Raw genomic sequence first — 18,064 nt, 5'->3', positions numbered from 1 at the left:
GCGCTCAGCTCTCTCCGTCCGCGGCGAAGGGGATGTTGAACGCCAGATAGTTCCGGCTTTCGCGCCGGTAATAGCACAGCGCCTGCGTCAGATCCTGGATCAGGAACCAGCCGAAGCCGCCTTCGGGCAGGTCATCGGGAATGGCGGCGGGCAGGCTGCGCGGCAGCACGCATTCGTCGGGCAGCGAAGTGCCGTCATCGGTCAGCGCGCAGGCCAGCCCCCCCTTGTGGCGCACCACGCACAGATGGATCACCGGAACGCGGTGCGGGCGTTCCTTCCCGGTCACCGGCGCATGTTCGGCGACGTTGTTCATCAATTCGGCCAGCACCAGCTCCAGCCGACCCAGGGTGTCGTCGCCGACATCACGGGCAAAGCGGCGGCGCACATCCTTCAGCGTGGCGCGGACGATCATCGGCTGCGCGTTCAGCACGCGGTGGAACATCGGCTGCCGGGACGCGTCCTTGAAGCCCACCGTCCCGGTCTGATGGTTTTCGGGTGCCGTCATTCGCGGATATCCTTGCCGGCGGCATCCGCCCGGATGTCGAAGACGCTGTCCATGCGCGTCAGCCGGAACACGCGTTCCACATTCGGCGTCATCGCGCAAAGCACCATCGCCAGGTTGGCGGGCAGGCTCTTGCGGACGGCGATCATCGCGCCCAGTCCCGAACTGTCCATGAAATCGACCGCCGTCATGTCCAGATGCACGGGCTTGCGGTTCTTCATCACGATCTCTCTCAGCTTGTCCTTGAAGGGCGTGGCGATGGCCGCGTCGATCCGCGTCTCGGTCACCTTGATCTGCAGATGGGTTGCGGCATCTTCGACGATGAACTTCATGGGGCGGCCTTCCTTGGTGTTTCCAAGCTGACTAGACGCAAAAGGTTACGATCCGGTAAGCGTGGACCCAGGGGAGGACACCATGAACGACAGACAGGTCTATGTGCTGGGTGCCGCGCGCACGCCGATGGGCGGGTTGCAGGGTGCATTCGCGGGCGTCACGGCGCCGCAGCTGGGGGGAACCGCGATCGCTGCCGCGCTGGCGCGGGCCGGGGTGGCGCCGGACGCCCCCCAGGCGCTCTATATGGGATGCGTGCTGCCGGCGGGCCTGGGACAGGCCCCGGCACGCCAGGCGGGCTTTGCGGCGGGCATGCCCGAATCGGTGCCCGCCACCACGCTGAACAAGATGTGCGGGTCGGGGATGCAGGCCGCGATGATGGCCTGCGACGCGATCCGCGCGGGCAGCGCCGAGCTGGTCGTGGCGGGCGGCATGGAAAGCATGACGAATGCCCCCTACCTGCTGCCCAAGATGCGCGGGGGCGCCAGGCTGGGCCATGGCCAGGTCATCGACCACATGTTCCTGGACGGGCTGGAGGATGCCTATGACAAGGGCCGCCTGATGGGCACCTTCGCCGAGGATTGCGCGTCCGAATTCGCCTTCACCCGCCAGGCGCAGGATGAATTCGCCCTGGCCAGCCTGACCCGCGCCCTGTCGGCCATCGAAACCGGCGCCTTTGCCGCCGAGATCGCACCCGTGACCGTTCCGGGCCGTGGCGGCGACAGCGTGATCGACACCGACGAACAGCCCGGCAAGGCCCGCCCCGACAAGATCCCGCAGCTGAAGCCCGCCTTCCGCAAGGATGGCACTGTGACGGCCGCCAACAGCAGCTCGATCTCGGACGGGGCGGCGGCGCTGGTGCTGGGCACGCGCGCGGATGGCGCGATCGCCCGCATCATGGGCCATGCCAGCCATGCCCAGGCCCCCGGCGATTTCCCGACCGCCCCCGTCCCCGCCGCCGAAAAGCTGCTGGCACGGATCGGCTGGACCCGCGACGACGTCGATCTGTGGGAGGTGAACGAGGCATTTGCCGTCGTGCCCATGGCCTTCATGGCGCGCATGGGTGTATCCCATGACAGGGTCAACGTGAATGGCGGGGCCTGCGCGCTTGGTCATCCGATCGGCGCGTCGGGGGCGCGGATCATCGTGACGCTGATCCATGCCCTGCAGGCCCGCGGTTTCAAACGCGGTGTCGCCGCCATCTGCATCGGCGGCGGCGAGGGTACGGCCTTGGCCGTGGAACTGGTCTAGGACTGCTTCGAAAACGGGCAGAGCGTGCATGCTCTGCCTGATTCCACCTCGGGGCGGCCGGGGGATTGCGGAACCAACGGGCATCGCGGACGGTTCGAATATGGACTTGCCGCAAAGCTTCGGGATCTGATGTTTGCGCAAGACCCAAGAAGAACATGCGTCAGGCAGTGGGGGAATGATGAGTTATTACAACGAAATGTTCGAGGGCGACCAGGTCCGCGACCCCTATGCGCGTCTGCAGGAATGGGTCCAGACCATGCCCGACGATTTCCGGCAGATGAAGCAGGCCGAGGCCGAGGCGCTGTTCCGGCGCATCGGCATCACCTTCGCCGTCTATGGCGAAGGCGGCGATCCCGACCGCCTGATCCCCTTCGACATGATGCCGCGCGTCTTCGAACAGGCCGAATGGCGCAAGCTGGAGCGCGGCATCAAGCAGCGCGCCCGCGCCCTGAACGCCTTCCTGCGCGACGTCTATGGCCGCGGAGAGATCGTCCGCGCCGGCCGCATTCCCGCGCGCCTTGTCTATCAGAACGAGGCCTATGAAAAATCCGTGGTTGGCATCGTGCCGCCGCGCGGCGTCTATTCCCACATCATCGGCATCGACCTGGTGCGCACGTCGAAGGACGAGTTCTATGTCCTCGAGGACAATTGCCGCACGCCCTCCGGTGTCAGCTACATGCTGGAAAACCGCGAGATCATGATGCGCATGTTCCCGCAGCTGTTCCGCAAGAACCGGATCGAGCCGGTGGACCAGTATCCCGACCTGTTGCGCCGCACGCTGGAATCGGTGGCCCCCGCCAAGTGCAACGACCGCCCCACCTGCGTGATCCTGACGCCCGGCCATTACAACAGCGCCTATTACGAACACAGCTTCCTGGCCAACCTGATGGGGGTCGAGCTGGTCGAGGGGCAGGATCTGTTCGTGGATGGCGATTTCGTCTATATGCGCACCACCACCGGCCCGCGGCGTGTCGACGTCATCTATCGCCGCATCGACGATCCCTATCTGGACCCGCTGTGCTTCCGGCCCGACAGCATGCTGGGCATTCCGGGTCTGATGAACGTCTATCGTTCGGGGGGCGTGTCGATCTGTTCGGCCCCCGGCGCGGGCGTGGCCGACGACAAGGCCATCTATACCTTCGTGCCTGAAATGGTCCGGTTCTATCTGGGCGAGGAGCCGATCCTGAACAACGTCCAGACCTGGACGCTGTGGAAGGACGACGACTATCGCTATGTGATGGAACACCTGCCCGAACTGGTCGTGAAGGAGGTTCACGGATCGGGCGGTTATGGCATGCTGGTCGGCCCGAAATCCACCAAGGAGGAGATCGAGGCGTTTCGTGCCAAGATCCAGGCCAACCCGTCGAACTATATCGCCCAGCCCACGCTGGCGCTGTCGACCTGCCCGACCTTTGTCGACGAGGGCATCGCCCCGCGTCACGTGGACCTGCGCCCCTATTGCCTGTGTGGCGACCGGATTGAACTGGTGCCGGGTGGCCTGACCCGCGTGGCCCTGCGCGACGGCAGTCTTGTCGTGAACTCGTCCCAGGGCGGGGGCGTCAAGGACACTTGGGTGTTGTCAGAATGAGGGGACGTTCCACGATGCTCAGCCGTACCGCCGCCAACCTGTTCTGGATGGGTCGCCACCTGGAACGCGCCGAAACCGCCGCACGCCTCTTGGACGTGGGCCAGCGCATCACGCTGTTGCCCAATACCGATGCGGGTTATCAGAACGAATGGCGGTCGCTTCTGCAGGCTTCGGGAACATCGGACATGTTCACCGCGAAATACGACGAGTTCAGCCAGGAAAACATCGAGGAATTCATCTTCTTCGACCGCGACAACCCGTCGTCCGTCGTCAACTGCATCGAGAAGGCGCGCGAGGCGGGCCGCATCGTCCGCACCGCCCTGACCAGCCAGGTCTGGGACGCGCTGAACGTCACCTATCAGGAATTGCGCAAGATCGAGAACACCCCCCGTCACCGGCTGGACACGGCATCGCTGACGGATTTCACCACGGGCCATACCTCGACCGTGCGGGGCGCCATCAACGCCACCCAGCTGCGCAACGACGGCTGGCATTTCATGAACCTGGGCTATGGGTTGGAGCGTGCCGATGCCACCGCCCGCCTTCTGGACGTCAAGTATTTCGTCCTGCTGCCGCGGATCGAATTCGTCGGCTCGGGGCTGGACACCTATCAATGGCAGGTGATCCTGCGCTCGCTCTCGGCGCATCGCGCCTATCACTGGGCGTATGGCGGCGACATCACGGCGGGACAGGTGGCCGATTTCCTGATCCTGAACGGCGAAAGCCCGCGTTCGCTGATCACCTCGCTCTATGAGGTCGTCTGGCACCTGGAAGGGCTGGCGCGGCGCTATGGCGATGCCGTCAGCACCGATGCCCGCGACAAGGGCCGCGAGGTTCTGGAACAGCTGCAAAGCCGCGACATCGACATGATCTTCGACGAAGGTCTGCACGAATTCCTCAGCTGGTTCATCCGCGAGCTGGGGACAATCTCGAACCTGGTGCACCAGGATTACCTGCTGGGGGGCGCTTGAGGCCATGAAACTGCGCATATCGCATGAAACGACCTATCGCTATGGCCAGCCGATCCGCAATCTGGTCCAGAGCCTGCGCCTGACGCCGTCGATCTTCGAAGGGCAGAAGGTCCATGAATGGCAGATCGACGTGTCGGGCGGCATCCGCGGCCCGGGCTTTCGCGACGGGGCGGGCGACTGGATCGAGGGCTGGACCGTGCGCGGCCCCGTCGATCAGGTCACCATCCGCATCGACGGGCGCATCGACACCCGCGACATGGCCGGCGTCCTGCGCGGCCACCGCGAGATGATCCACCCGATGGCCTATCTGACCGAAACGGCGGCGACGAAACCCGATGCCAGCCTGCGCGACCTGGCGACCGGGGTTCAGGGCAGCACCGCCGACAGCCTGGATCTGGCGCACCGCCTGTCCACACAGGTCAGCGACAGCATCGCCTTCAGGCCCGGCGTCACCGGCCACGCCACCACCGCCGCCGAGGCCTTGGCCCTGGGCGAGGGCGTCTGCCAGGACCACACCCATGCGCTGCTGGCGCTGGCGCGCGTCCGCGACCTGCCCGCGCGCTATGTCTCGGGCTATCTGCAATCGACCGTCGACGGCAAGGCCAATGACGCCGCCCATGCCTGGGCCGAGATCCACGTCCAGGGGCTGGGCTGGGTCGGCTTTGATGCGGCGAACAGATGCTGCCCCGACGAACGCTATGTCAGGCTGGGCTCGGGGCTGGACGCCTCGGATGCGGCCCCGATCCGCGGTGTGGCCATGGGCAGCGGCTCCGAGGAACTGGCCGTCGCCGTCCGGGTCGAGGAATTGGCACAATAACATGATGCGATGATGCACGGGGGCGGACCGGTCTTCCCGGCCCGCCCCTGTTTTGTTGCGGGGACCCTACAGCGTGATCCGATATTCAACAAAGCCGTCCTCGGCCTCGCCCGCCGCGGCGATGTCCAGCGTTGTCACGTCCCCGACATAGGCGGCGGCGCCCGGCCCGGTCTGGAAGAACACCGTGGCCCCGTCCAGCGGCGCAAAGGACCAGTTCCCGTCGGCCTGCGGATCGATGGTCCCCTTGTCGACGATATAGCGCACGATGATGTCGCGGTTGGTATCGGGGCCTTCGAAGACGACGGTCGACCCGTCCGCCCCCGGAAACGCCCCCCCGCCCGAGGCGCGGTAATTGTTCGTCGCCACGATGAATTCGGCCGCCATGTCCAGCGGCTTGCCCTGCCAGGTCAGATCGACGATCCGGTTCGCCGCGGCATCGGCCACCGCGCCTTCGCTGTCGAACCGCGCGGGCTGGGACAGGTCGATCCGGTAGCTGACCCCGTCGATCACGTCGAAATTATAGCTGGGGAAATCCGGGTTGATCAGTTCCTGATCCGCCTCTCCGGGCGTGATCCGGTTGAAGGCCCCGGCGCTGCGTTCCAGCCAGTCCTTGACCTGCTGGCCGGTGATCCGCACGGCCCGGATGGTGTTGGGATACAGATAGAGATCCGCGACGTTCTTGATGGCGATATCGCCCGTCGGCACGTCGGTATAGTAATCCGCGCCCCCGCGTCCGCCCGCCTTGAAGGGTGCTGCCGCCGACAGGATGGGCAGGCCCTCATGCGCGGTCCCCGCCATCATCTGTTCGATATACCAGCTTTGGGCGTTCGACACGATCTGCACCGAAGGATCATCCGCCACCATCGCGAAATAGCTGTAGAGCGGCGCGCTGGTCTGGCCCACGGGGCGGCGGACATAGTCCAGCGTCGCCTGATGCTCGGCCTGTGTCACCTCTTCGATGGCGGGCACGCTTTCGACCAGGGGCGTCACGTTGCGATCCGCGTCACGCTCATAGATCGGGCGCGCCTCGGATTGGTGGCTGGCGATGACCCACCGATCGCCCTGGCGTTCCATCAACAGGTCGATCAGCCCCATATGCGACCCCCAGAAGCCGCCCATGACCGCAGGCTTGCCGTTGATCGTGCCGGCGGCCACGTCGACACCGTCGACGCCTTCGAAATCGGGCCCCGGAAAGACCAGGTGCTGGTGGCCGGTCAGGACGACGTCGATGCCCTGAACCCCGGCCAGCGGCACCGAGGCGTTTTCCATCCCCTGAACCGCCTTCGCATCGCCGATGCCCGAATGGGACAAGGCGACGACCAGTTCGGCCCCCTGTTCCAGCAGCTTGGGAACCCAGGCCTCGGCCGCCTCGACGATGTCGCGGGTGGTGACGTTGCCCTCCAGATGCGCGCGGTCCCATTGCATGATCTGGGGCGGGACGAAGCCGATGACGCCGATCCGGATCGGATGCGCGGTCCCCGCCCCGTCGGTCAGCTGATGGTCGATGATCGCATAGGGCGGCACCAGCGTCTTGTCCTGATCGGGCGTGGCCCCGCGTTCGGTCACGACATTGGCGCAAACCACCGGATAGCCCGCACCCGCCAGGGTGTTCTTCAGGAAATCCAGGCCATAGTTGAATTCATGGTTCCCCAGCGTGCCTGCCGCGACACCGACCTCGTTCAGGGCCGATATGATGGGGTGCATCTGCCCCTCGGCCATGCCGCGTTCATAGGCGATGTAATCGCCCATCGGGTTGCCCTGCAGGAAATCGCCGTTGTCGAACAGGATGGCGTTCGTCGCCTCGGCCCTGATCGCCTGCACCAGCGCCGCGGTGCGGGCCAGCCCCAGCGTATCGACCGGCTTGTCGGCGTAATAGTCATAGGGCCAGACATGCACATGCAGGTCGGTCGTTTCCATGATGCGCAGATGCGCCTGCCCCGCCTCGGCGCGGGCCGAAAAGGGGTGCAGCGCCACGACCGCCAGTCCGGCGGCGCTGGAGGTCAGGAAACCGCGGCGGGTCAGGGCAAGGGGATGGGACATGGCGAAGGCTCCGGGATGATGATGCCGGAAAGTTGCACGAAGTGCAGGCGGATTGCCAAGACTTCTCTGCCCGAGTTCTATCCGTTCGGAAGCATTGCCTCGCCCGCGGCAGACCCCTAGTCTGCTTTGCGGAAGACGAAGGGAAAGACCGCCGATGACCTATTGCGTCGGACTGAAACTGGATGCCGGGCTGGTGCTGCTGTCGGATACGCGCACGAATGCGGGGCTGGACAACATATCCTGCTATCGCAAGATGTTCTTCTTCGAAAACCCCGGCGAACGCATCATCACCATCATGACCGCCGGGTCGCTGTCGGTCACCCAGACCACCATCGCCCGCCTGGAGGAGGCGATCGAGGACGACCTGGCCGATGAGACGACATCGATCCTCAAGGCGCCGACGATGTTGCGCGTGGCCACGATCATCGGCGACACGCTGTCGCGCACGCGCCGCGAAATCGCCGACCAGTGCCGCGACCTGAAGCAGCAGGCATCGGCCAGCATGATCGTCGCGGGCCAGCGGCAGGGCGGCGACATGCGCATGTTCCTGATCTATCCGGAAGGCAACTTCATCGAGGCGACCGAGGACACCCCCTTCCTGCAGATCGGCGAACACAAATACGGCAAACCGATCCTGGACCGGGTGGTGACGCCCGACACGAACCTGCAGGACGCCCAGAAGGCGGTGCTGCTGTCGATGGATTCGACGCTTCGATCCAACCTGTCGGTCGGCATGCCGCTGGACCTGGCGGTGATCGCGCGGGATCATTGCGGCATCACCCTGCGCCGCCGCATCCAGGACGGGGATGCCGATTTCATGCAGATGAGCGCCGCCTGGTCCGCCGCCCTGCGCGACAGCTTCGTCAACATCACCATCTGAATTCCCCCGGGGCGGTCGGTCCCGCATGTTAGCGCAACCCCGCGCCCGTTGCGCGTTGATGCAGCCAAACCGGCGCGCTAAGCATGCGGGACACAGTCCCGGGGGAACGATTTCATGACCGACAAGACCACCCGCAGCACACGGATCACCCCCGAAGAGGCGCTGGCCTATCACATGGAGCCGCGGCCGGGGAAATACGACATTGTCGCATCGACCCCCATGACCACGCAGCGCGACCTGTCGCTGGCCTATTCGCCGGGCGTCGCGGTGCCGGTGCAGGCCATCGCGGACCGGCCGGAAACGGCATACGATTATACCACCAAGGGCAACATGGTCGCGGTCATTTCCAACGGCACCGCGATCCTGGGGATGGGCAATCTGGGCGCGCTGGCCTCGAAGCCGGTGATGGAGGGCAAGGCGGTGCTGTTCAAGCGCTTTGCCGACGTGAACGCCATCGACCTGGAGCTGGACACCGAGGACGCCGATGAATTCATCAATGCCGTCAAGCTGATGGGCCCGACCTTCGGGGGCATCAACCTGGAGGACATCAAGGCGCCGGAATGTTTCATCATCGAACAGCGCCTGAAGGAGCTGATGGACATCCCGGTCTTTCACGACGACCAGCACGGCACCGCCGTCATCTGCGCCGCGGGCCTGCTGAACGCGCTGGAGCTGTCGGGCAAGAAGATCGAGGATGTGCGCATCGTGCTGAACGGCGCGGGGGCCGCTGGCATCGCCTGCCTGGAACTGCTGAAATCCATGGGCGCGCGGAACGACAACTGCATCATGTGCGACACCAAGGGCGTCATCTATCAGGGCCGCACCGAAGGCATGAACCAGTGGAAATCGGCCCATGCGGTCGTGACCGACGCCCGCACGCTGGAGGAGGCCATGAAAGGCGCCGACGTCTTCCTGGGCGTCAGCGCCAAGGGTGCCGTGACCCAGGACATGGTCGTCAGCATGGCCGACAACCCGGTGATCTTCGCCATGGCGAACCCCGACCCCGAGATCACCCCCGAGGACGCCCATGCCGTCCGCCCCGACGCCATCGTGGCCACCGGCCGCAGCGATTACCCGAACCAGGTGAACAACGTCCTGGGCTTTCCCTACCTGTTCCGCGGCGCGCTGGACATCCACGCCCGCGCCATCAATGACGAGATGAAGATCGCCTGCGCCGAGGCCCTGGCCCGCTTGGCGCGCGAGGATGTCCCCGACGAGGTCGCCGTCGCCTATGGCCGCAAGCTGCAGTTCGGGCGCGACTACATCATCCCGACGCCTTTCGATCCGCGGCTGATCCACGTCATCCCGCCCGCCGTCGCCCGCGCGGGAATGGAAACCGGCGTTGCCCGCCGCCCGATCATCGACATGGACGGCTATGTCCAGACGTTGAAGAACCGGATGGACCCGACCGCCTCGATCCTGCAGGGCATCCATGCCCGCGCGCGGTCCAAGCAGGCGCGGATGATCTTTGCCGAAGGCGACGATCCGCGCGTCCTGCGCGCCGCCGTCGCCTGGCAACGCGGTGGCATGGGCCAATCGCTGGTCGTCGGCCGCGAGGCCGAGGTCAAGTCCGAGCTGGAGGCCCTGGGCATGGGCGACGCCTTCCGCGAGATCAGCGTGGTGAACGCCGGCAACACCCGACATTTGGAAAGCTATCACGAGTTCCTGTACCAGCGCCTGCAACGCAAGGGCGTCGACCGAGAGGATGCCTACAAGCTGGCCAATCGCGACCGCCACATCTTTGCCGCCCTGATGCTGGCGCATGGCCATGGTGACGGGCTGGTGACCGGGGCGACGCGCAAGAACGCGCCGGTGCTGGCGCAGATCGGCCATGTCTTCGACGTGCGCCCGCAGGATGGGGCGGTGGGCATCACCGCCGTGCTGCACCGGGGCCGGATCGTGCTGATCGGCGACACGCTGGTGCATGAATGGCCCGAGGCCGAAGATCTGGCCGATATCGCCACCCGCGGTGCATCTGTGGCGCGTGGCCTGGGGCTGGACCCGCGCGTGGCCTTCCTGTCGTTTTCGAACTTCGGCTATCCGGTCAGCGAACGCGCCATCAAGATGGCCGAGGCCGCCAAGGTGCTGGACCGCCGCGGCGCCGATTTCGAATACGAGGGCGAGATGACCGTGGACGTGGCGCTGAACATGGACGCCGCCGCACGTTACCCCTTCAGCCGCCTGACCGCGCCCGCCAACGTGCTGGTGGTGCCGGCGCGGCATTCGGCATCGATCTCGGTCAAGCTGCTGCAGGAAATGGCGGGGGCGACGGTGATCGGACCGATCCTGACGGGCGTGCCCAAGCCCATCCAGATCTGTTCGACCAATTCGACCGTCAGCGACATCCTGAACATGGCGGCCATCGCGGCGGGGGGCGTCGGCGCCGCCGGGTAAAGGCGCGGCCGCCCCTCAGGCGTTGCGGTCGAACTGGCGCTGCCTTTCGCGGAAACGCTCGCGATCCTCGGGGGTGTATTCGTCGATGCAGCGATGACAGCAGGCGCCCTCTTCGAATTCGGGGCGCTGGCGATCCTCGGGGGACAGGGGGCGGCGGCAGGCGTGGCACAGCTGGTGCCGGCCCTGCTGCAACCCGTGGCCCAGGCTGACGCGCTGGTCGAAGACGAAGCATTCGCCCTGCCACAGGCTGTCATCCTGCGGCACCTCCTGCAGGTATTTCAGGATGCCGCCCTTGAGGTGGAAGACATCCGTGACGCCCTGCGCCATCAGGAAATTGGTCGATTTCTCGCAGCGGATGCCGCCGGTGCAGAACATCGCGATCCGCTTGTTGTGGAAACGATGGGCGTTTTCCTCCCACCAGGCGGGAAAATCGCGAAAGCTGGCGGTGCCGGGATCGACCGCGCCCTGGAAGGTGCCGATCTGGACCTCGTAATCGTTGCGGGTGTCGATGACGGCGACATCGGGGGCGCTGATCAGCGCGTTCCAGTCCCGCGCTTCGACATAGCTGCCGACGGCGGCGGTGGGGTCCACGTCGGGCTGGCCCATGGTCACGATCTCGGCCTTCAGGCGGACCTTCATGCGGGCGAAGGGCGGGGTCGCCGCAGAGCTTTCCTTCCAGTCCAGCGCCGAAAATCCGGGCCAGGCGCGGATATGGGCCAGCACGGCGTCGATGCCCGCGCGGGGACCGGCAATGGTGCCGTTGATGCCCTCGGGGGCCAAAAGCAGGGTGCCGCAAAGGCCTTCGGCGCGGCACAGGTCCAGCAGCGGGGCCTGCCGGACCGCGGGGTCGGGAAGCCGGGCGAAATGATAAAGGGCGGCAACGGTCAGCATGGGCGTGATTTAGACAGCGCCAGCCCTCGGGGCAAGGGTCGCCGTCGCATCGGGGGTCGCATCGGGGCTTGACCATGGCTGCCCGGCCCCGGCTTACTGGGGACCCGGGGAAATGGCACAGGTGGACCATGGCAAACGCGCTGATCGTGATCGACATGCAGAACGATTTCTGCCCCGGCGGCAGCCTGGCGGTGCCGCATGGCGACCAGATCATCGACCCGATCAACCGCCTGATGCAGGATTTCGACGCCGTCATCCTGACCCAGGACTGGCACCCCGCCGATCACGCCAGCTTTGTCGACAACCACGAAGGCGCCGAACCCTTCAGCGTGACGCAGATGCCCTATGGCCCCCAGGTGCTGTGGCCGCGCCATTGCGTCATCGGCACGCCGGGTGCTGCCTTTCACCGCGATCTGACGGTCAAGCGGGCGGACATGGTGCTGCGCAAGGGCTTTCGCGCCGGAATCGACAGCTATTCCGCCTTTTACGAAAACGACCATGCGACGCCGACCGGCCTGGCGGGCTATCTGCGCGAACGCGGCATCACGCAACTGTCGCTGGTGGGGCTTGCCCATGATTTCTGCGTCGCCTGGAGCGCGATCGACGCCGCCAGGCTGGGCTTTGCGACGCAGGTGATCGAAGATGCCTGCCGGGCCATCGACATGGATGGCAGCCTGGCCGCGGCCCGCAAGGCCATGCGCGATGCGGGCGTCACGCTGGCCTGACGCGACTTGACGTGGGCTTGCGCCCCGATGCCGGAACGGGCACCAAAGGCGAAATGCCATAAGGAATGCGGTCATGGTCGATATCGCCACGCGCGTCTATAACCACAAGTGGAAGATCGACCCCATCGTGCGGTCCCTGATCGACACCGATTTCTACAAGCTGCTGATGTGCCAGTCGGTGTTTCGCAACCACCCCGATACCACCGTCACCTTCAGCCTGATCAACCGCAGCAAATCGGTGCGCCTGGCCGACATCATCGACGAGGGAGAGCTGCGCGAACAGCTGGACCATGTGCGCGACCTGTCCCTGACGCGCGGCGAAAGCACCTGGCTGCGCGGCAACACCTTTTATGGCAAGCGCCAGATGTTCCGACCCGACTTCATGGAATTTCTGGAGGGTCTGCGCCTGCCCGCCTATCACCTGCGCAAGCATGACGGGCAGTATGAACTGACCTTCGAGGGAAAGTGGCCCGAGGTGATGCTGTGGGAAATTCCGGCCCTGTCGATCCTGATGGAGCTGCGGTCCCGCGCCGTCCTGAAGGATATGGGCCGGTTCGAACTGCAGGTCCTTTATGCCCGCGCCATGACGCGTCTGTGGGAAAAGATCGAGACGCTGCGCCAGCTGGACGATCTGCGCATCGCCGATTTCGGGACCCGCCGCCGCCACAGCTTCCTGTGGCAGGACTGGGCCGTGCAGGCCATGATCGAGGGGTTGGGCGACCGGTTCACCGGCACCTCGAACTGCCTGATCGCCATGCATCGCGACATCGAGGCGATCGGCACGAACGCGCATGAACTGCCCATGGTCTATGCCGCGCTGGCCGAAACCGACGCGGCGCTGAAGCAGGCCCCCTATGACGTCCTGGCCGACTGGCACGAGGAACACGAGGGCAACTTGCGGATGATCCTGCCCGACACCTATGGCAGCGCGGGTTTCCTGAACGACGCGCCCGACTGGCTGGCGGGCTGGACCGGTATCCGCATCGACAGCGGCGATCCCGCCACGGGGGCGGAAACCGCCATCCGCTGGTGGAAGGACCGGGGCGAAGACCCGCGCCGCAAGCTGATCATCTTTTCCGACGGGCTGGATCAGGACCGGATCGTGGCGCTGCACAGGCAGTTCCACGGGCGGGTCAAGGTCAGCTTCGGCTGGGGCACGCTGCTGACCAACGATTTCCGCGGGCTGGTGCCGGGCGACGGGCTGGCGCCGTTCAGCCTGGTCTGCAAGGCGGTCGCAGCGAATGGCAGGCCCACGGTCAAGCTGTCGGACAACCCCGCCAAGGCCACCGGTCCCGCGGCCGAGATCGAACGCTACAAGCGGGTCTTCGGCGTCGGTGCCCAGGAAAGCCAGGCCGTCACGGTCTAGGGCCCGTCAGACGCCGGTCGCGCGCAGGACCAGCGCGCAGGCCAGCGCGCCCAGGGCCGCCGTGATCGGCAGGGTGATCAGCCATGCGGCCATGATCGTCACGACATGGCTGCGCCGGACCAGCATGCGACGGCGGGTTTCCTCGGCGGGCATGGCCTCGTGGCGGGCGTCACGGCGGCGGTCCAGCCATTCGCGGGCAAAGCCCACGCCGAAGATGCCCCCCACCGCGACATGCGTCGTCGATACCGGCAGGCCAAAGCCCGACGCCCCCAGCACCGTGACCGCCGTCGCCAGCGACACGCAGAAGGCACGCCCGGCATTCAGCTTGGTGATGCCGCTGCCGACCATGGTGACCAGCCGCCTTCCGAACAGCAGCGTGCCCGTGGCGATGGCCAGCCCCCCCCCGATCAGGATGGCCGCAGGCACCACCCCGATCTGGCCGCTGACCGCATGGCCCTGCAGGATGACCGAAAGCGGCCCGGCGATATTGCCGACATCGTTCGCCCCGTGGGCAAAGCCCATAATGACCACCGCGATCAGCAAGGCGGGGCGCAGCAGGCGCTTGGTGCTGGGCTTTTTGGGATGGTCCTTCAATTCGCGCAGCACGCCGCGATGGGTGATGCCATAGCCCGCGGCCCCGGCCAGGGCGGCGGCGGCCGGATAAAGCAGCATCAGCTGCGGCCCGTCGAAGATCAGGATGCAGACATAGACGGCAAAGGCGGCGCACATCGTCGCCACCATGCCCGGCAGCCACCGCAGGGCCGCCGCCCCCCGGTCAGGGGCATCGACCACATTGGCCCGCAGGAAGACCAGCAGCAGTGCCGCAAGCCCCCCCGCCACCAGGGGCGTCGCCACCCAGACCGAGGCGATCATCAGCACCGTCGTCCAGGCCACCGAGGACAGGCCAAGCGCCACCGCCCCTGCCCCCGTGATCCCGCCCACGATGGAATGCGAGGTGCTGACCGGCAGTCCGATCCCCGTCGCCAGCGTGATCCAGGACGCCGCCCCGATCAGCGCCGCGACCATGACCATCGGACCGCGGATGCCCTGGCTCAGCGGGGCCAGGTCGATGATGTCCCCTGCCAGCCTGTCCGAAACGGCGCCGCCTGCCAGAAAGGCACCCAGCAGCCCCGCCACCGCCACCAGCACCAGCCCCGGCAGCAGCGAGATCGCCCCGGCCCCGACCGCCGGCCCAAGCGAGTTCGCGACATCGTTCGACCCGATCGCCACACCCAGCCAGGCGGCCACGATCAGGCCCGCCCCTATTGCCAAAACCCCCGGCGCGGCCCCCGACAGCGCCAGGAAGACCAGAAGCCCGCCCACCAGCGACAGCACGCTCAGCCCCAGGCGCCAGACGGGGCGGAAGGCGTGCAGCTGGGCGACCTCGGCATGGGTGATGCGGCCAAGATCCTTGTCCAGGGTGCGAAAACTGGGGCGTGGGCTCATGCGGGGGACCGGGCCTCAGATCTGGAAATCATGGTGGGCCAGGGCGTTCAGCATCGTCTTCAATTCCGGTTCGACGACCATGTTGGCGGCGTCGGCGGGGGCGAACCAGCGGCGCTTGCGTTCGCTGGCCTCGGGGAAATCGTCGTGCAGCTTGTGGACCGACAGCAGGAAGACCCGCACCTCGACCGGGACGGCAAAGCCGCGATTCTGGTCCTTGTCATAGGTAAAGCGCCCCAGTTCCCGTGCGGAGATGTCGCCGCGAACGCCAGCTTCCTCCCAGGCTTCCTGGGCGGCAGCGCCGGGCAGGCTGCGTCCGGCCATCGGCCAACCCTTGGGGATGACCCACCGCCCCGTGTCGCGGCTGGTGATCAGCAGCACCTTGCGCGCGACCGGGTCGCAGCAGACCGCACCCACCTGCATCGACACCGGCCTGCGCCCCAGCAGCATGTCCAATGATCGTCCAAACCAGCTCATTCTGCGTCATCCACCTTGCCGCGCATCGCCTTGACGCCCGACCGCACGGTCTTGGCCTTCAGGCGGCGGCGCTGGCTGCCCAGGGTGGGGCGGGTCGCGAGGCGCCGCTTGGGGGCGGTCAGGGCCTGACGGATCAGTTCGGCCAGGCGTTCGCGCGCCAATTCGCGGTTGCGCGCCTGGCTGCGGGTTTCCTGCGCCAGGATCAGCAGCGCGCCTTCCGAGGTCCAGCGCCGTCCGGCCAGCCGTTGCAGGCGGCGCTTGACGGGATCGGACAGGTTCGGCGACCGCGCGGCCTCGAACCGCAATTCGACCGCGGTTTCAACCTTGTTCACGTTCTGCCCACCCGGGCCTTGCGACCGGGTGAACTGTTCGGAAAGCTCCCATTCCTCGATGGAGATGTTGTCGGTGACATAAAGCATAACCACAGGATATGGCGCGTTTCCCGCTCAGTTAAAGCGCAAACCGGTTAATTTACGGTAAATATGGACACTAATCGGTCAGCAGGCGGCTTGCAGCCTGTTCGGGCCAGTGTACGAAGGGCAGAACGGCCCCATCGGCGCGACTTTGACGCACGCGCGACAGATCGACGTCCGTGATAACCCAGCCCGGTTCGTCCATCGCGCCCTCCGCAATGATGCCGGTTTCGGGCCAGAACCCGTCGGGCGGACCATAAATCGCTGCCCGCCCCCGGTTTTCGTCCAGCGCGGGCATCCAGTCGCAGGCACCCACCGTGGGCGCCTGAACCACCACACATTGGCTTTCCAGCGCCCGCGCCATCGCCCCGATGCGCACCCGGTGGAACCCCGCCACTGTATCGGTGCAGCTGGGCACCAGCAGCAGTTCCGCCCCGGCTTCGGCCAGGATGCGCCCCAGCAGGGGAAATTCGCTGTCATAACAGATCAGGATGCCGATCCGTCCCACAGCCGTGTCGAAGATCCGCAAGCCCGGACCGCCTGTCACGTCCCAGTCCTCCCGCTCGAATCGGGTCATGATCTGCTTGTCCTGATGGCCGATGACGCCGTCGGGACCATAGAGCACGGCGCGGTTCACCGGGCGCGGCCCGTCAAAGACCGGACCGGACCCTGCAAGGATATGACAGCCATGTTCCGCCGCCAGCGCCGCATGCAGATCGCGCACGGCATCGGCATGACGCGCGACCTGATGCAGGCCGGCCTCCAGATCGCCCGCCACGTCGCGTCCGCCCAGCGAGGCCAGTTCCATCGCCGCATATTCCGGAAAGACCAGCAGATCGGCCCCCTTCGCCTCTGCAACCCAGCGGCCGATCTTGGATGCATAGACGTCGAAATTGTCGAACCAGTCGATGGGATAGGCGGCAGCGGCGATCTTCACAGGGCTTTCATCCAGAATTGCAGCGGCTTGTCGGTTTCCTCGGGCTGACCGATATCCTTCCAGGCAAAGCGCGCGATCACCCCCGGCAGCGGGGCATAGCCGCGCTTGCGCCAGAACGGGTCCAGCGGGCGGTAATCGGCCGGGCGCGCGGGATGGTCGTCCGGGCGGATCACGCTGCAGAAGGCGCTGTAGCGGTGACCCAGGGCACGCGCATGATCCTCGCGCGCGTCAAAGAAGGCGTGACCGATGCCCCGCCCGCGATATTCGGGCAAGAGCGCCGATTCGGCACAATAGAAGATGTCGGACAGATCCTCGGGGCGATCCTGGAAGGCGGCGGCGAAATCGGCGGCATGGTCGGCCATCGGCGCCCCCGTGGCCGCGCCCACGATGCGGTCGCCGTCCAGGGCCGCCACCACGACCGCGCCTGGCGAGAGATAGGCCTGCAGGTATTCACGTTCGTAATCTTCATCCCCGTCGTAGCGGTAGGGCCAGTCGCGAAAAACGGTCATCCGCAACCGCGCCACGTCCTCCAGCGCATCGGCCAGCGCCTGTCCCGTCAGGACACGCGTCGCGACGCTCATCCGCCGACCTGCCGCATCCAGTCGGCCAGGTTGTAATAGGTGGTGACGCGGGCGATCTTGCCGTCGCGGATGGTGAAGAACGCCCCGGCAGGCAGGCGATAGGTCTGGCCATCGGCGGGGGGCAGGCCCTCATCCGTCTTCAGATAGGTGCCGTTCACGACGAATTCGGCGGCCGCGCGATCGCCATTGGCCATGATGACCATGTCGGTCAGGTTTTCACGATAGCATTCGGTCATATGGGCGTTGAACGCCGCGAACAGGTCGCGTCCCTTGCGGATCTGCCCTTCATTGACATGATGTTCCACGTCATCGTGAAGAAGGTCCAGCATCCGATCCGTCTGACCGGCGTTGAAGGCATCGTAATAGGTCTGGATGAGGGTGATGGCGTCCATGGATGTCCTCTTGGGTGTTCAAAGGCAATTTAGCGCTGCAGGCATGCGTCGTCACCTGCTTCCAAG

The 18,064-nt window shown here is 66.0% G+C and carries 18 protein-coding genes; 8 read left to right on the top strand and 10 right to left on the bottom strand.

The window, feature by feature from the left end; genetic code table 11:
* Positions 1–4 precede the first annotated feature (4 nt).
* Together IE00_RS12550 and IE00_RS12545 are read right to left on the bottom strand one after the other, a co-directional pair.
* Positions 5–505 (bottom strand): ATP-binding protein, encoded by a 501-nt coding sequence (locus IE00_RS12550; RefSeq protein WP_072297464.1) that lies wholly within the window; start codon positions 503–505, stop codon positions 5–7.
* Positions 502–834 carry an STAS domain-containing protein gene (locus IE00_RS12545; RefSeq protein ID WP_072297463.1) on the bottom strand — a complete coding sequence of 111 codons (333 nt, stop codon included), beginning with the start codon at positions 832–834 and terminating at the stop codon, positions 502–504. Before IE00_RS12545 ends, IE00_RS12550 begins: the two co-directional genes overlap by 4 nt.
* A gap of 82 nt (positions 835–916) precedes the next feature.
* Here IE00_RS12545 and IE00_RS12540 point away from each other — a divergent pair, with 82 nt between their 5' ends.
* The 4 genes from IE00_RS12540 to IE00_RS12525 all read left to right on the top strand — a co-directional run bounded on the left by IE00_RS12540 (position 917) and on the right by IE00_RS12525 (position 5,459).
* The gene (locus tag IE00_RS12540) at positions 917–2,083 is read left to right on the top strand and encodes an acetyl-CoA C-acyltransferase (RefSeq protein WP_072297462.1); all 1,167 of its coding nucleotides are present in this window, start codon (positions 917–919) and stop codon (positions 2,081–2,083) included.
* 175 nt (positions 2,084–2,258) lie between these two features.
* Positions 2,259–3,671, top strand: a complete 1,413-nt coding sequence (locus tag IE00_RS12535) for a circularly permuted type 2 ATP-grasp protein (RefSeq protein ID WP_072297461.1) — start codon at positions 2,259–2,261, stop codon at positions 3,669–3,671.
* A gap of 14 nt (positions 3,672–3,685) precedes the next feature.
* Positions 3,686–4,642, top strand: coding sequence for an alpha-E domain-containing protein (locus IE00_RS12530; protein WP_072297460.1), 957 nt, complete (start codon positions 3,686–3,688; stop codon positions 4,640–4,642).
* 4 nt (positions 4,643–4,646) lie between these two features.
* Positions 4,647–5,459, top strand: coding sequence for a transglutaminase family protein (locus IE00_RS12525; protein WP_072297459.1), 813 nt, complete (start codon positions 4,647–4,649; stop codon positions 5,457–5,459).
* A 66-nt stretch (positions 5,460–5,525) separates the two neighbouring features.
* On the opposite strand, the gene IE00_RS12520 is transcribed toward IE00_RS12525, so the two are convergent.
* Entirely contained in the window at positions 5,526–7,499 is a 1,974-nt protein-coding gene (locus IE00_RS12520; RefSeq protein ID WP_072297458.1) for a bifunctional 2',3'-cyclic-nucleotide 2'-phosphodiesterase/3'-nucleotidase, read from the bottom strand.
* Positions 7,500–7,653: 154 nt separating this feature from the next.
* On the opposite strand from IE00_RS12520, the gene IE00_RS12515 reads away from it, so the two are divergent.
* Together IE00_RS12515 and IE00_RS12510 are read left to right on the top strand one after the other, a co-directional pair.
* Positions 7,654–8,379: a peptidase gene (locus IE00_RS12515; protein WP_072297457.1), complete on the top strand. Its 726-nt coding sequence runs from the start codon at positions 7,654–7,656 to the stop codon at positions 8,377–8,379.
* 114 nt (positions 8,380–8,493) lie between these two features.
* Complete coding sequence (locus IE00_RS12510; protein WP_072297456.1) at positions 8,494–10,773, top strand: NADP-dependent malic enzyme; 2,280 nt, start codon at positions 8,494–8,496, stop codon at positions 10,771–10,773.
* A 15-nt stretch (positions 10,774–10,788) separates the two neighbouring features.
* Here IE00_RS12510 and IE00_RS12505 read toward each other — a convergent pair whose 3' ends face one another.
* Positions 10,789–11,664 (bottom strand): rhodanese-related sulfurtransferase, encoded by an 876-nt coding sequence (locus tag IE00_RS12505; RefSeq protein WP_072297455.1) that lies wholly within the window; start codon positions 11,662–11,664, stop codon positions 10,789–10,791.
* A gap of 128 nt (positions 11,665–11,792) precedes the next feature.
* Here IE00_RS12505 and pncA point away from each other — a divergent pair, with 128 nt between their 5' ends.
* Both pncA and pncB read left to right on the top strand, forming a co-directional pair.
* Positions 11,793–12,389 carry a bifunctional nicotinamidase/pyrazinamidase gene (gene pncA / locus IE00_RS12500; protein ID WP_072297454.1) on the top strand — a complete coding sequence of 199 codons (597 nt, stop codon included), beginning with the start codon at positions 11,793–11,795 and terminating at the stop codon, positions 12,387–12,389.
* 73 nt (positions 12,390–12,462) lie between these two features.
* Entirely contained in the window at positions 12,463–13,755 is a 1,293-nt protein-coding gene (gene pncB, locus IE00_RS12495) for a nicotinate phosphoribosyltransferase (protein WP_072297453.1), read from the top strand.
* A 6-nt stretch (positions 13,756–13,761) separates the two neighbouring features.
* Here the strand turns inward: pncB and IE00_RS12490 are convergent, their stop codons facing one another.
* From IE00_RS12490 to IE00_RS12465, 6 genes are all read right to left on the bottom strand, one after another.
* Entirely contained in the window at positions 13,762–15,201 is a 1,440-nt protein-coding gene (locus tag IE00_RS12490) for an inorganic phosphate transporter (RefSeq protein ID WP_072297452.1), read from the bottom strand.
* A gap of 15 nt (positions 15,202–15,216) precedes the next feature.
* On the bottom strand, positions 15,217–15,675 hold the full coding sequence (locus IE00_RS12485; RefSeq protein WP_072297451.1) for an NUDIX hydrolase: 459 nt from the start codon (positions 15,673–15,675) through the stop codon (positions 15,217–15,219).
* Complete coding sequence (gene arfB / locus IE00_RS12480) at positions 15,672–16,094, bottom strand: alternative ribosome rescue aminoacyl-tRNA hydrolase ArfB (RefSeq protein WP_072297450.1); 423 nt, start codon at positions 16,092–16,094, stop codon at positions 15,672–15,674. The genes IE00_RS12485 and arfB overlap by 4 nt, the downstream gene beginning before the upstream one ends.
* 70 nt (positions 16,095–16,164) lie before the next feature.
* On the bottom strand, positions 16,165–17,025 hold the full coding sequence (locus tag IE00_RS12475; RefSeq protein ID WP_072297449.1) for a carbon-nitrogen hydrolase family protein: 861 nt from the start codon (positions 17,023–17,025) through the stop codon (positions 16,165–16,167).
* Positions 17,022–17,606, bottom strand: a complete 585-nt coding sequence (locus IE00_RS12470) for a GNAT family N-acetyltransferase (protein ID WP_072297448.1) — start codon at positions 17,604–17,606, stop codon at positions 17,022–17,024. The genes IE00_RS12475 and IE00_RS12470 overlap by 4 nt, the downstream gene beginning before the upstream one ends.
* The gene (locus IE00_RS12465) at positions 17,603–17,998 is read right to left on the bottom strand and encodes a ketosteroid isomerase-related protein (RefSeq protein WP_072297447.1); all 396 of its coding nucleotides are present in this window, start codon (positions 17,996–17,998) and stop codon (positions 17,603–17,605) included. Before IE00_RS12465 ends, IE00_RS12470 begins: the two co-directional genes overlap by 4 nt.
* Between the last annotated feature and the right edge of the window lie 66 nt (positions 17,999–18,064).

This window comes from Paracoccus sp. SM22M-07 (assembly GCF_001887735.1).
In the GTDB taxonomy this organism is placed as follows: Bacteria; Pseudomonadota; Alphaproteobacteria; order Rhodobacterales; family Rhodobacteraceae; genus Paracoccus.
Note: the sequence above shows the minus strand (reverse complement) of the source record. Positions and strands in the feature narration are given on the sequence as shown.

Coding starts and splice junctions, on each gene's coding strand:
- IE00_RS12550 (WP_072297464.1), bottom strand. CDS start 505: ATGACGGCACCCGAAAACCATCAGACCGGGACGGTGGGCTTCAAGGAC.
- IE00_RS12545 (WP_072297463.1), bottom strand. CDS start 834: ATGAAGTTCATCGTCGAAGATGCCGCAACCCATCTGCAGATCAAGGTG.
- IE00_RS12540 (WP_072297462.1), top strand. CDS start 917: ATGAACGACAGACAGGTCTATGTGCTGGGTGCCGCGCGCACGCCGATG.
- IE00_RS12535 (WP_072297461.1), top strand. CDS start 2,259: ATGATGAGTTATTACAACGAAATGTTCGAGGGCGACCAGGTCCGCGAC.
- IE00_RS12530 (WP_072297460.1), top strand. CDS start 3,686: ATGCTCAGCCGTACCGCCGCCAACCTGTTCTGGATGGGTCGCCACCTG.
- IE00_RS12525 (WP_072297459.1), top strand. CDS start 4,647: ATGAAACTGCGCATATCGCATGAAACGACCTATCGCTATGGCCAGCCG.
- IE00_RS12520 (WP_072297458.1), bottom strand. CDS start 7,499: ATGTCCCATCCCCTTGCCCTGACCCGCCGCGGTTTCCTGACCTCCAGC.
- IE00_RS12515 (WP_072297457.1), top strand. CDS start 7,654: ATGACCTATTGCGTCGGACTGAAACTGGATGCCGGGCTGGTGCTGCTG.
- IE00_RS12510 (WP_072297456.1), top strand. CDS start 8,494: ATGACCGACAAGACCACCCGCAGCACACGGATCACCCCCGAAGAGGCG.
- IE00_RS12505 (WP_072297455.1), bottom strand. CDS start 11,664: ATGCTGACCGTTGCCGCCCTTTATCATTTCGCCCGGCTTCCCGACCCC.
- pncA (WP_072297454.1), top strand. CDS start 11,793: ATGGCAAACGCGCTGATCGTGATCGACATGCAGAACGATTTCTGCCCC.
- pncB (WP_072297453.1), top strand. CDS start 12,463: ATGGTCGATATCGCCACGCGCGTCTATAACCACAAGTGGAAGATCGAC.
- IE00_RS12490 (WP_072297452.1), bottom strand. CDS start 15,201: ATGAGCCCACGCCCCAGTTTTCGCACCCTGGACAAGGATCTTGGCCGC.
- IE00_RS12485 (WP_072297451.1), bottom strand. CDS start 15,675: ATGAGCTGGTTTGGACGATCATTGGACATGCTGCTGGGGCGCAGGCCG.
- arfB (WP_072297450.1), bottom strand. CDS start 16,094: ATGCTTTATGTCACCGACAACATCTCCATCGAGGAATGGGAGCTTTCC.
- IE00_RS12470 (WP_072297448.1), bottom strand. CDS start 17,606: ATGAGCGTCGCGACGCGTGTCCTGACGGGACAGGCGCTGGCCGATGCG.
- IE00_RS12465 (WP_072297447.1), bottom strand. CDS start 17,998: ATGGACGCCATCACCCTCATCCAGACCTATTACGATGCCTTCAACGCC.